The sequence below is a fragment of the Capnocytophaga sp. oral taxon 326 str. F0382 genome (genome assembly GCF_000318295.1).
GTDB classification, from domain to species: Bacteria; Bacteroidota; Bacteroidia; order Flavobacteriales; family Flavobacteriaceae; genus Capnocytophaga; species Capnocytophaga periodontitidis.
In genome coordinates, this window is sequence record NZ_KB291461.1 from 23,330 (window position 1) to 36,554 (window position 13,225).

12 protein-coding genes are annotated in these 13,225 nt (G+C 39.9%); 1 reads left to right on the top strand and 11 read right to left on the bottom strand.

What is annotated here, in order from left to right; all coding sequences use genetic code 11:
- Positions 1-40: 40 nt before the first annotated feature.
- The gene (locus tag HMPREF9073_RS13080) at positions 41-2,356 is read right to left on the bottom strand and encodes an outer membrane beta-barrel family protein (protein WP_009414260.1); all 2,316 of its coding nucleotides are present in this window, start codon (positions 2,354-2,356) and stop codon (positions 41-43) included.
- Positions 2,357-2,590: 234 nt separating this feature from the next.
- Here HMPREF9073_RS13080 and HMPREF9073_RS13085 point away from each other — a divergent pair, with 234 nt between their 5' ends.
- On the top strand, positions 2,591-3,691 hold the full coding sequence (locus HMPREF9073_RS13085; RefSeq protein WP_009414261.1) for a methyltransferase: 1,101 nt from the start codon (positions 2,591-2,593) through the stop codon (positions 3,689-3,691).
- Between the two features lie 58 nt (positions 3,692-3,749).
- On the opposite strand, the gene murF is transcribed toward HMPREF9073_RS13085, so the two are convergent.
- From murF to HMPREF9073_RS13140, 10 genes are all read right to left on the bottom strand, one after another.
- Positions 3,750-5,081 carry a UDP-N-acetylmuramoyl-tripeptide--D-alanyl-D-alanine ligase gene (gene murF, locus HMPREF9073_RS13090; protein WP_009414262.1) on the bottom strand — a complete coding sequence of 444 codons (1,332 nt, stop codon included), beginning with the start codon at positions 5,079-5,081 and terminating at the stop codon, positions 3,750-3,752.
- A complete protein-coding gene (locus HMPREF9073_RS13095; protein ID WP_009414263.1) occupies positions 5,078-5,614 on the bottom strand; it encodes a HigA family addiction module antitoxin in 537 nt (178 codons plus the stop codon). Before HMPREF9073_RS13095 ends, murF begins: the two co-directional genes overlap by 4 nt.
- 12 nt (positions 5,615-5,626) lie before the next feature.
- Positions 5,627-5,959: a type II toxin-antitoxin system RelE/ParE family toxin gene (locus HMPREF9073_RS13100; protein WP_009414264.1), complete on the bottom strand. Its 333-nt coding sequence runs from the start codon at positions 5,957-5,959 to the stop codon at positions 5,627-5,629.
- Positions 5,960-6,176: 217 nt separating this feature from the next.
- Positions 6,177-7,847, bottom strand: a complete 1,671-nt coding sequence (gldJ, locus tag HMPREF9073_RS13110; protein WP_009414266.1) for a gliding motility lipoprotein GldJ — start codon at positions 7,845-7,847, stop codon at positions 6,177-6,179.
- 201 nt (positions 7,848-8,048) lie between these two features.
- Positions 8,049-9,083: an inorganic phosphate transporter gene (locus tag HMPREF9073_RS13115; protein ID WP_009414267.1), complete on the bottom strand. Its 1,035-nt coding sequence runs from the start codon at positions 9,081-9,083 to the stop codon at positions 8,049-8,051.
- 393 nt (positions 9,084-9,476) lie between these two features.
- Positions 9,477-9,944, bottom strand: coding sequence for a lipocalin family protein (locus HMPREF9073_RS13120; RefSeq protein WP_009414268.1), 468 nt, complete (start codon positions 9,942-9,944; stop codon positions 9,477-9,479).
- A 592-nt stretch (positions 9,945-10,536) separates the two neighbouring features.
- Complete coding sequence (locus tag HMPREF9073_RS13125; RefSeq protein ID WP_009414269.1) at positions 10,537-11,241, bottom strand: porin family protein; 705 nt, start codon at positions 11,239-11,241, stop codon at positions 10,537-10,539.
- Positions 11,242-11,829: 588 nt separating this feature from the next.
- Positions 11,830-12,087 (bottom strand): hypothetical protein, encoded by a 258-nt coding sequence (locus HMPREF9073_RS13130; protein ID WP_009414270.1) that lies wholly within the window; start codon positions 12,085-12,087, stop codon positions 11,830-11,832.
- On the bottom strand, positions 12,068-12,379 hold the full coding sequence (locus HMPREF9073_RS13135) for a co-chaperone YbbN (RefSeq protein WP_009414271.1): 312 nt from the start codon (positions 12,377-12,379) through the stop codon (positions 12,068-12,070). Before HMPREF9073_RS13135 ends, HMPREF9073_RS13130 begins: the two co-directional genes overlap by 20 nt.
- 67 nt (positions 12,380-12,446) lie before the next feature.
- Positions 12,447-13,082: a peroxiredoxin gene (locus HMPREF9073_RS13140; protein WP_009414272.1), complete on the bottom strand. Its 636-nt coding sequence runs from the start codon at positions 13,080-13,082 to the stop codon at positions 12,447-12,449.
- Positions 13,083-13,225 lie beyond the last annotated feature (143 nt).

Below are 13,225 nucleotides of genomic sequence, written 5' to 3' on the forward strand. Positions count from 1 at the left end.
TATGTTATGTACGGGCGTTTTGCAAACGCCCACACACAACTTATATTCTGTTTTTCTGGTCACCGTCGGCTTGTTGACCCTTGTATTTGCTTTGAGTAGCATTGAAATTGTACTCTAACCCAATGCGAAATGAACGTGTATTGCTATCAAAATGCTTATTATTAGTAACATAAGGATTTTGAAATCTGTCATAAGTTCCCATTTGGTTAAAAATATCCATTACACCTCCATACACTTCCAATGATTTGTTGAGGAAAGAATGTGAAAACATCAAAATTACCATTCCTTGAGGTTTATAACCATAAGCAGTATCCTTACTTCCTTTACTGCGATACATCATCATCAAAAAGAGATTAGCATTGTCGCTTAGGCTAAATTGGTTCATCAAATTAGCAACAAAAACGGGTTGGTTGTTCTCAAAAACGCCATTAGCAAACTGTTTGCCGTACATCAAATCGAGTTTTGGTACCCAACGCCCTATTTGGTAATAAGCCGAAAGTCCTAATTTCAATCTTTGGTAGTCACCAAAATTGTGAATGTAGCGCTCTACTACATTAGGCAGGGTACGCGACAATTGGTAATCTTCAAAAAAACCATTGTGTACCAATGAATAATCTACTGATAGAGAGACGATTTGATAAGTAAGCAAGAGTGAAAAATCATCACTTAGGCGTGGTTGCAAATCGGTATTACCGCGATTGTAGAGAAAAGGGGTTTCATACGTAAAACGGTCGGAAAGTTCATAGAAGGCAGGGCGAGTGATTTTTTTGGCATAGCTAAACGACCATTCGGTTTTATGCCAAGGGAATGCTACCGAAATATTAGGGAGCAAGTGCTTGTAACTACGGCTTTTAACATTGCTCTTCACATCATTTTCAAAATAGCCAAAATCAGTATATTCGTAACGTGCGCCTATTTTCCATTTGGTTTTATACCAAGGGAACGAATAACTCGCAAAAGCAGCCGATTGCGTTTCCTTGTTGTCAATATCGGTAGGAGTACTGATATTGTCCTTATAATTGTCGTAGCGCGATAGGGTGCTGGCTTCCACACCATAACCTAACAAGCCTTTGCCTACTCGCTGCGTGAGATTAGTTTTCATCGTCCACAAGTGTGATTGCGCATCCGAATGGGTGTTGATATTGCGCTGAGAAGGTGTGGTGAGGTTGCGCTCTACAATATCAGAACGATAATTAGAGAAAGCACCTGCATAGAACACATCGGTTTGCAACTTGAGTTTATCGGAAAGTTTGCCATCGTAATACACATTGGCATTGAGGCGTGTATCCTTGTTGAGGCGGTCGAAAGTGTTCAATCCTTGTTGGGTAAGGGTTCCATTGCGGTAAGTAGCTGTATTTTGCTCGGTAATATTACGCCCCGATAGCGGACTTGTAGTCATCCACACACTTGCCCCCAATGAATGTTTATCGTTGATTTCGTGAGAGAAACCTGTTTTAGCATAGAAACGACGAGTGTTATCTTTCACTATTTCATCGGTGTGCACTTGCCAATTGTTGGCTTGGGTATGCACATTCAACTCTTGATCGTTTTCGCGTTTGAAGTTGTGATAGACATCTGTGTGTGTTGAGAAGAAAACATCGGTGTTGCCTGAACGGTAGTTTAGGTGAGCATCCACAAAGCCTTCTTGTCCTTTTTTAAACCGACTTTCCACGCTCACACCACCGCTGAGACCGTCGCCTTGTTTCTTTTTGAGAAAAATGTGAATCACCGCCCCCACACTGTTGTCGTATTCAGCACCCGGTTGCGTTTCCAAGCTAATGCGGTCTATTTCCTTGGGAGAAAGGCGGTACACATCGTTCATATCGCGCACCCGCTTGTTGTTGATATAGAACAAAGGTTTTCCTTTGCCAAATACTTCTACGCCATAAGAGGTATACGACATTGATACCCCAGGCAAGAAATAGAGCAAAAGGTCTACTTTAGGGATGTTTTTCAATGAAGAAGCCGCTACATCGGCAGTAATTACAGTGCCTTGTTGTTTCATCACAGGGCGATGAGCCGAAACCACTACTTCACCGAGTTCATTTACTGATTTTTGTAGGGAAATGGTTCCTAAATCGTTAGACGAAGGGGTAAGAACTTTTTCTTTGTACTCCAAATGGGTAATTTTAAGTACTGAAGGCTTACCTTGGGCGTTGTCGGGCAGTTCAAAAAGACCTTTGTCATCGCTAATAGCTCCTTTTACCATTGTAGAATCGGGGAGAGTGAGTTGGATAACGTTAGCACCAAAAATAGGTTCTCCTTTTTCGTTTAGTAAAGTGCCTTTATAGGCGCTTTGTGCGTGAGTAATGGCAAGAGGAAGAGCCATCATTACTAAAAATAGTAATCGTTTCATACTTTGAGTTTGATAAATAATTGTTAATTACGCCGCAAATATATACATAGTTTTTTATAAACACAAGAGAATTTAAAACTTTTTAAAATAAAAACCTTTTAATCATTTATTCCTCGTCTCTCGTCCCTCGTCATTTGTCATTCGTCATTATTATATATTTCGTCATTCGTACTTCGTAATTCGTAATTATTTTATATCTTTGCGACTTGATTCTGATTAACACATTACCCTTTTATGAATTTAACTCCTGCATTAGAGAAACAATACACTAAAGAACAGAGAACAGCCCTTGAGGCTCAGCGTTTGGCTCAAGAAATCGCTTTTGGACCTGTTGTTTTTCAAATCTCCCAACTAATGGTAAAATTTGGCGTTTTGGAAGCGTTATGCAACGCCCCTAACGGTCTTACAATGGCGGAAGTTGCTGCTCAAACAAAGCTCAGCGACTACGCGGTGAAAATACTTTTGGAGGCATCGCTATCTATAGGTACCGTAATTGTGAGTAACGACGACCGATTTTCTATTACCAAAGCAGGTTGGTTTTTGTTACGCGACAAAACAACACGCGTGAATATGGAGTTTATACAAGAGGTGTGCTACGAAGGCTTATTCCACCTCGAAGAGGCTCTTACCGAGGGCAAACCTTCAGGATTAAAAGTATTTGGCTCTTGGCCTACTATCTACGAGGGACTTTCACAACTGCCTCCTAAAGCCCAAGAAAAATGGTTCGCCTTCGATCATTATTATTCTGATTATTCGTTTGACGATGCTTTGAACATCGTTTTCAAACAACCCGTGAAAACCCTGCTCGATGTGGGCGGCAATACCGGTAGATTTGCTTTGAGAACAGTGGAGTACAACCCCGATGTGCAGGTAACCATTATGGATTTGCCTCAACAATTAGGGTTGATGAAAGCCAATACCGCTGGCAAAACAGGTGCTGAACGCATTGCGGGACATCCTGCGAACCTCTTAGACGCCTCGGTGCCTTTCCCTAAAGGATTTGATGCAATATGGATGAGTCAGTTTTTAGATTGTTTTTCTGAAGATGAAGTAACGAGCATTCTCACGCGTGCAGCAGCTGCAATGGACGAGCATACCTCGCTTTACATACTCGAAGCCTACTGGGATAGACAACAACACGAAACAGGGGCGTATTGCCTTACCCAAATAAGCGTTTACTTTACCGCAATGGCAAACGGCAACAGCAAGATGTACTACTCTGGTGATATGATACGCTGTGTGGAGCGCGCCGGATTGGAAGTAAGTGCTATCTATGACAACTTAGGCAGCGGCAATAGCCACACGCTTTTTCAAGTGAAGAAAAAAAGTGAATAGTGAATGAAGAGACTTTGTCAAAGTCCTTGGACTTTGACAAAGTGTTATAACTTGTAACCTATTTTACCTGAATTAAGCGTTCGAGTGCCATACCGCGTGAGCCTTTGATGAGTAACAAACAATTGTTGAACGATAGGGTAGGGAAGACCTCTTTGAAAGCCTCGAAAGTTTCGTATTGCGGATAAGGGCTTTGGGTTTTGGCAAAGTTACTTCCTACCAAATATACGCCTTCCCACTCATAATTTTTAAGTTTATCTACTATACGCTGATGTTCTTCTGCAGCGTAGTTTCCTAATTCAAACATATCCCCTAAAATGAGTACTTTCTTCTTCTCGTCACTCATTGTAAGCAAATTGTCGATAGCAGCGGCCATACTGCTGGGGTTGGCATTGTAAGCATCGAGCAATACAGTATTGCTACCCCATTGCATCAACTGACTGCGGTTATTCTGCGGGATATAGGCTTCAATACCTCTTTTTATAGCCTCGTTAGAGAGTTTGAAAAATTTGCCGAAAGCTACTGCAGCGGCTATATTGGTGAAATTGTAGCTACCTACTAAATGTGAAGTTGCTACGGTAGGAGCATCGGTAAATCCCTCTATTAGAACCTTTCCCCCTTCTTCGGTAGTTTGTGTTGAGGCATCTTCAAATTGTATGGTTACGGGTTGAGTGCCCAAACACTGTACGGCTACATTCACCCCTTTACCTACCCCGAAACTATACTCGTTGTGATAATCGGCTAAGAGGGCTTCGGTAATAGGGTTATCGGCATTAGCGATGATGGTTTTTTGGTGCGCTTTGAGGTAGTCGTAGAGTTCGCCTTTGGTTTGTATAACGCCCTCAAAAGAGCCAAATCCCTCTAAATGTGCTTTGCCAATGCTGGTGATATAGCCGTAATCAGGTTGGGCGATATTACAGAGGAAAGCAATTTCGCCAGGGTGATTGGCACCCATTTCTACAATAGCGATATCAGTTTCGGGTTTGATAGAAAGCAGGGTGAGTGGTACCCCTATATTGTTGTTGAGGTTGCCTTGAGTGGCTACTACGTTCAGCTGTTGTGATAAAACAGATTTGATGAGTTCTTTGGTAGTGGTTTTGCCATTGCTACCGGTAATGCCTATCACAAGAGTTTTGAGGGAGTTACGATGATAGGTAGCGAGTTCTTGTAGGGTAGTGAGTACATCGCTAACCAAGATCATTTTATCAGAGGTTTGATAAGCAGCCTCATCAATTACGGCATATTGAGCTCCTTTTTCGAGGGCTTCGGCAGCAAAGGTATTTCCGTTGAACGAAGCACCTTTCAGTGCGAAATAAATACTACCTTTGGCAATATTGCGGGTATCGGTAGAGACGCCTGTAGAGGCGAGGAATTTTTGGTAAAGATTTTTCATTTTCTATTTGCATTATATGCGACTAAGGCATCCCAAGTGATTGTATTTTTTTCTTCTTCATTGAGTTTGTCTAATGACTGTCTTTTTTTAGTAAAGAAAGAGACGAGTTCATCTACACTATTTACTCCAAATATTTCTTTGATAGTATTGTAGTTATACTCTAAATCATCTTTTAAGTATCCTAATTTTTGAAGAGATTTTACAGAGACATATTGTTTTACTACTCCCCATAAAGGGATTAAGCTAGCGCGCTTTATATTTCGCTCTTTTATTCTTTGTAGGTCGATATCATATTGAGATTGATAACTCATCCAATGCATTGCAGGGATTTTGAATACTTCTTCTAATAGCACAGCTATTTCGGCAGTTATATTTCTCTTTCCTTTTATAATTTCATTGATATACGATGATTTAACTCCTAAAAGAATGGCTAATTCTTTTTGAGTCATATTTATTGCCTCAAGCTCATCTTTTATGATTTCACCTGGATGTATGGCTTTAAAAGGTATTAAGTTGTTATTATTTGGCTTCATAATTTCTATTTTTTAAGAATAATGGTTATTGAGTTCTATTATGGAACATATTGTTATAATAGTAGGGGGAGTTTCGTCGGTTTCTTCTATAGAGGAAATGAATTCTATTCGATATTTATTGTTTACTCTAACAGATTCTATACCTTTTTTATCTCCTTTCAATTTTTCATAGTTAAGACTGTTATACAGAAATAAGTCTTCTATTCTATCAGCTATTTTCAGTTTTTGAATAGTTTTTACAAAACGTTGCACTATATCCTTTGGTAGGTTTTTATACTTTTTATGTTTTGTTTTTCCTTCTTCATATAACTCTCTTAAACATTCTTCTTCAAATTCTATTATCATAATTGATTATGTTTTTTCGTTGCAAAAGTACAAAATATTTTATTACAAGTTCACTTTTTAGTGAATATTTTTTAGTGTGAGCTGTATAAGCAGAAAATTTTAGCAAAGTGTAGTAATACAAATATGATTTTGTAGATATTATAAAGAAAGGTATAATAGAAAAAAGTGCTGTAAACATTACTATTTACAGCACTTTTTCTATATTAGTTTTAAAAATTTATCCTTTAGGAGTACGGTGATTAGTTTTAGATTTAGAACCTACACGACTCATAGCATTACGGAATCCGATGTAATCGGTAGCGATGTATTGAGGGAGGAATCGGCGTTGAGCTGGGTCGATCCAGTAAGCGCGGTCTCTCCAAGAACCTCCTTTGAATACGCGAACTTCGTCGTCGATGAGAGAAGTACGGTCGTTAGAGGTGTCGTAATCTTTACCATTGAGTTCACTTCCTGGTTTTTTAGGGCGAGGGGCGTTGTACATAGAGTTAGTATACTCAGCACCTGGAGCCATTAAGCCACCTTGGTTACGGAAGTTACGAGTTGAAGATTTTTCACCGTCGTTGTAACTGCGGTTATCGGCGTGTGTGAAGTTGTAACGCAAGTAAGTTTCGTTAGAGTCGATTGGCACAGTAGCCAAGTTACCAGGGAGGTTACGAGCGATGATTTTTCTGTTAGACAAGGTATCGTATTTTACTGATTCAGGAGTTACTACGATTTGTTTGCCATCTTCACCTATAGCGTGTTTCATATACACGTTACCACGGTAGTAGTTGAAGTCGGATTTTTCATCATCGACGATAGGACGATATACATCGGCTACCCATTCGGCAACGTTACCAGCCATATCATACAAACCGAAGTCGTTAGGTGGATAAGTTTTTACAGCTACGGTGATATCACCTTTATCGTCTGACCAACCGGCTAATCCGCCGTAGTCACCTTTACCTTGTTTGAAGTTAGCCATCAATTCGCCACGAGTGCTACGTTTAGTAGAGCGGGTGTATTGGCTATCCCAAGGGTATTTTTTTCTACCTTGTAAAGAGTTGTACTCACGGATACCGTTGAGTGATTTAGCGGCGTACTCCCATTCTACTTCAGTAGGGAGGCGGTATTCGGGCAATAGCACACCACTGGTTTGTTTAGCGTAGCTTGGTTCACCATCTTTATTGGTGTTTTTACCCCCCATTTCGCCAGCGATTTTACCGCCGTAAGTTTGGGTAGGAGCGTTGAGGTAAGTATCAGTACTGAAAGTACTTTGCGCGTCAACTTGGTAACGAGCATCACGGGCGAGGTAACCATCGCGTTCGAGGATAGCCTCATTCACGCGGTCGGTACGCCAAGAGCTGAATTGTACTGCTTGAACCCAGTTTACACCTACTACAGGATACTCGGCATAAGCAGGGTGGCGCAAGTAGTTGTTTACCATTGCTTCGTTAGCGCTCAAGGGGCCTCTCCATACCAAAGTATCGGGGAGCGCACCTATATATATATTTCGGTATTGCTCTTGATCAGGAGGGAACACACGTTTGAGCCAATCGAGGTACTCCATATACATTTTGTTGGTTACCTCAGTTTCATCCATATAGAAGGATTGTACGTGTTGTTGAGTTGGAGTGTTATTCCAATCGTGCATCACGTTATCTTGCACTTGCCCCATAGTAAAAGTACCACCTTCGATAAGCACAAGCCCAGGACCGGTTTCTTGATCTTTGAAATCGGTGTTGTATTGGAATCCGCCTTCTTTAGCATTGATTCTCCATCCTGTTGCACTTGATACATTTCTATCAGACTTTTTGCCTCCACAGCTGGTGAGCAATAAGCCTGTAAGAGCTATGCAAATAGGGATTCTTAATAAACTTCTTTTCATAGTAAAAACACTTGTTAGCATAAAAATTCGGGCGCAAGATACTACTTTTTTTGAATATAGTATGCTTGTTTTAGTATTTTAACGCTATATTAATATTAAAATATTTTATACATTTTAGTATACTGTTGATTTATAATTAGTTGTATATCTTTTCCACTTTGGTAGATTTTACTCATTCACAAGGCATTTCGTCTGTTTTTTAACAATTCTTTAAGTATTTTATTAGAGCAAATTAGCTTTATCTGCTAAAAAAATCAACAGTAGAGAGAGTAAAAAGGATATAACAGGAGCAATCATCCACATTGTGAAAAATCGCTTTACTTGGGTTTTGCGAAATATATTTTTGTGTCCCATTTTGGCGACGCCTATACCTAAAATAGCTGCTACATTTACTTGTACTAAGGAGGTAGGGATACCTTTTACTACTGAGGCGAGCAGGAGTAGGCTACCTGAGATGAAGGCGATGATTACAGCTTCGAACTTGCCAAAGAGGATGATTTCCTTACCGGTATTTTTGAGTATTTTATGCCCAAATAGGGAAGCACCAATACCGAAACAGGGGGCTACTACTAAGGTGGCGAGCATTAGGATGACGATATGATCGCTTTCGCGGATGTGTAGCTCGTTGATGGTCATCGTATAGAGGGGGCCGGCGGCATTGGCAACGTTGTTAGAGCCTATGGCAAACGATACATAGAGAGCCATTATTACTAACACGATGTCCCATATATGGCGTTTGTTCTCATTTTGAGCGCGCTGAATGGTGAGTCCGCGACGGCGCATAGGTTGGTATATATATTTCCCAGCAAAGAAGCTGAGGAAATAGGATATGATGGGCAGTATAAACCAAGCGGGGATGATTTCGACAAAGAGGTTATGGGTGTCTAACCTACCGAAATACAAGGCAGGGGCGGCTAAAGCGAGCACGGCTGCTTGGCTGGTGGATTGGGGGATGCCTGATATATTAGAGATGAGCATTGTTACAGCTATGGAAAACAGGGCAATAGAGACGACGGTGAAGTCCATAAACTCTGAAGGTAGGATGCCGCTACCCATAGTGCCAGCTGTTTTTTTACCTGCTATAAAAGCACCTACAAACACCATTATCCCAAAAAGCCCTGGAATGATAGACTTCCTAATCACATTAGCGCCATAGCTGGCTGAGAAAGCAGGGGCAGTGCCACTACCTCCCATAGTAATTGCTACAGCCATTGCAGTGAGGAAGGGGATGAGTAACTGGTTGTATATAGGGGTCATTTTGCTTTTATATTGTATATTCGAGGCAAAAGTACAAAATAATTATCAATTAACAATTAAGAATTATCAATTAACGGTTAATAAAAAGAAAAAAGCCCGATATTGCTATCGGACTTTTCCATTAACCAACCAAAACTTTAAATTATGAAAACTATTATTTGAAGTTTTACAATGAGCTACCACCCTCATTGCGTTGGCAAAGGTACGGCGTTTTTTTGAAATACCAAAATAATTTGAAGGTTTAACAAAAGTTTAACAGTGGTAGTAGCTGTTGTGTATTGATAATTAATGAGTTGTGATTTTTAAAAAAAAACTCGAGGGGCTCTGAGAATCTCGGAGAATCTTGGAGAAACTGGGAGAATCTCGGAGGGGGATTGTTATAGAAAAAGCTGCCTAAGGTTTTAGATTTTTTAATTTTTCTATTTCGGTGAGTTCTTGTGGGGAGAGTTTGCGAAATACTAAAACTCTATTTGTTTGACCAGACTGGGTTGTAGCCTTTACTTTGAAAGTGATTTTATTACCCTCAATAGCAAACTCTGCTGGGTAATCTTGTTGGATAGCGGGGTTTGTAGCGATAACGATATTACCACGTACTCTGTAGGGACGTTTTTCGATACTAGCGTCCTTGTCGTAAACACACTTACCGGTACCATCATCTTTGAAAAATATTTCTTCGGTTTCGGTAGCTGAATAGATAACTACATTTTTAGCACATTCAGTAAGAGGTATGGGCTGATTATTATCAGTGATAGATTCTAATTTCCAACCACCTATGAGTTGGTTAGGGGTATCGTTGTCGTCTTTGCTTTTGCAAGCGACAAGAGTAATTACTGCTGCTAAAGCTATTAAAAATTTTTTCATATTGAATGGGTGTTTATTTGATTTTGGGGCAAAGATACAAAATAATTGTTAATTGACAGTGATGTTGAGATGAGGGGGGAGTGTCTTGGAGGGGCTCGGAGGATCTTGGAGGGGCTCGGAGAAGCTGGGAGAAACTAGGAGAATCTCGGATAGAGGGCGATTGTTATAGAGGGAGCTGTTTAAAAAGCTCTATTTGTAATGGTATTTGTGATGGGTGTTTGCAAAGGGTGTTTGTAACGGTTTTTTGTAATGGGCGTTTGCAAAACGCCCCTACACAACATACTTTAAAAGTGATTGATTATCAGAGTAATCAACTTTGGTAAAGGGCGTAACACGATGAGTAATTAGAAACTTTGGAAAAGTGTAGGGATATTATAATTCCCACGAATTACACGAATTTTCACCTGACGGTGATGTTGTGATGAAGGGGGAGTGTCTCAGAGAAACTAGGAAAATCTCGGAGGTGGGGGAGGGGCTCGGAGAATCTTGGAGAAACTGGGAGAATCTCAGAGGAGGAGGGAGGGGATTGTACAGAAAAAGCTGCCTAAGGGTTTAGACAGCTTTTTGTAATTATTACTTGTGTGGTTTAGTTTTAGAATTTGTAGCCTACACCTACTTGGATGACACGGTTTTTGAATTTATTACCTTCACTATATGTTCCGTCATCATTTTTTTCTTTAGTGGATAGTTTGGTAAGACCTAAATTGAAGGTAGCATCAAAGAAGAGTCCCATAGGCAAGTTGTACTCAGCACCAAATCCTAAACCAAAGTCGAATTTTTTATCAGGGGTTAAAGATTTATTTTCAACGGTTGGACCTCCTTCAATTTCTGAATTTGCTTTAACTTTTGAAAGAAAACCTAAGTTTACACCTACTTTAGGACGGAAGCCACTGATATCATACTTCACCCAAAGAGGGATGTTAAACTGTTGGGTTTTTAACCATCCATTTTTAATATTAGCTTTGTCGGAAGCAATAAGACTTCCGTCACTAACATTTATTACAGTACCCTCAATTGATTTTAGATTGGCTCCTTGGAAAGCATAGTCTACTCCAGCTTCTACCCATATTTTTTCGTTGAAGCCATATTCAATGAAAGCTCCAAAGTGAAAACCAGGTCGGAAAGCGGTGTTTAGTTTGGAAGTAGATAATTTTCCTGCTTCTTCTATAAATGAAGAACTATCTACAGAAACATTAGACATTAAGAAGCCTGCTTTAGCTCCTACTTTGAATTCTTGGGCGTTGGCGGTAGTGATTGCCGCTACAGCCATTGCTGCAATGATAAAAAGTTTTTTCATTTGTTTTTATATTTATTTGGTTATTACTATTTGATCGTTAGTTGTGCGTTGTTTATTTTAACGTGAGTTCGACGTAAGTAATTATTTAACAATCAGCAAAATATTTTTAATTTCCCACAAAGCCAGCGAGTTGGCGCAGCTGGGTATGTGAAACACGAATTTTCAGATTTGGGAGAGCATAAAAGTCTTTATTTTTTTATTATCTCACGAATTTTCACCTGACGGTGAATATATTATCTCACGAATTTTCACCTGACATTATCTCACGAATTTTCACCTGACGGTGAATATATTATCTCACGAATTTTCACCTGACTGAATTATTTTGTGAGTATATCTGTGACAAAACTGTAAATCAATATTCTGTTATATCGAGCTGACATTATTTCGGGGCAAGATTACGACAAATATTTGAGATATGCAAAAGTTTTTTTAGGTAAGAGATAAGAGGTAAGAGGGTGGGAATTAGCAAATTAGCAAATTAGAGAATTAGCAAATTGGCTTAGAGGATTGGGGAATTGAAAAAGCCGTTCAGACCCCTCTGAACGGCTTTTTCGTTTTTAGTTAGTGAAAGAAATAATAATAATTTTACTTGTCGATTGAGCCTACAACGCGCTTCATAAAGGTGTTGAGGGCTTCTTTTTGTGGAGTACCTTGTTTGATGAGGTTATCAACTTCGATAGCTCCGTAGAAATTGGAGAGCAATTCGCCTATTACGTCTAACTCCTCATCTTTGAGATGTTCGCATTCTATGAGATTTTCGAGAGTTTCGATGGTCTCATTCACGTAATCTTGGTCGTTGTTCTCGATAAACTGAACGATATGTTTAATTACCGGTAATCTCATCTATAAATTCTTTTAGGAGTTCGGCTTTGTTAGTTTGCAATTGTTTTTCCAAATTACCGTTTTTGAAAGCGGCAAATGTAGGCAAGTTATCCACTTTGGCGAGTTTGCGTGACTCGGGGAAAGCCTCAGCATCTACATATACAAAAGTAGCATTAGGGTTTTCGGTTGCATACTTTTTGAATTTGGGTTTTATGATTTTGCAGTTACCGCACCATCCTGCGCCGAATTGTACGAATACGAGGGGATTAGCGGCTATGATTTCTTGCAAATTGTCTTGGGTAAGTTCTGTCATAGTGATAAAAAAATAGTGTTGAGTTTTTTAGTCAATGCTTATTTACAATGATCAAGTTTTCAGTTTTTTAGTGAGAAGCTAAATAGCTTGCTACGCCATTACGGTTAGCATTCATAGCGTCTTTACCTTCTTCCCAGTTAGCTGGGCAAACTTCGCCGTGTTGTTGTACGTGAGTGTAAGCGTCTACAAGGCGCAAGTACTCTTTTACGTTACGACCTAAAGGCATATCGTTGATACTTTCGTGGAATACTTTACCTGTTTCGTCGATAAGGTAAGTAGCGCGGAAAGTTACATCGTCACCTTCAAGGAGGTAAGCATCGGCAGTTTCGTCGTAAATTTCACGAGAGTCGAGGATACCTAAAGTGCGAGCGAGGTTACGGTTGCTATCGGCAAGGATAGGGTAAGTAACGCCTTCAATACCACCGTTGTTTTTAGGGGTGTTGAGCCACGCGAAGTGTACTTCGGCAGTGTCGCAAGAGGCACCTATTACTTTTACGTTGCGTTTTTCGAACTCGGCTGATGCTTCTTGGAAAGCGTGGAGCTCGGTAGGGCATACGAAAGTAAAATCTTTTGGATACCAGAAAAGAAGTACTTTCTTTTTACTGTTTACGGCTTCAGAAAGCACGTTGATTTTGAATGTATCGCCGAGGTCGCTCATTGCGTTTACCTCGATATTGGGGAATTGTTTTCCTACAAATGACATATTATTTTGTGTTTTTATGTTCTGTTTACGGGTGCAAAAGTAGGATGTTTTTGAAGATTGTAAATAGTTTTCTAATTGAAAGATTTTATGAAGAGATAGGGATTAGTTATAGGGGATAGGGGTTAGGGGATAGGGGTTAGGGG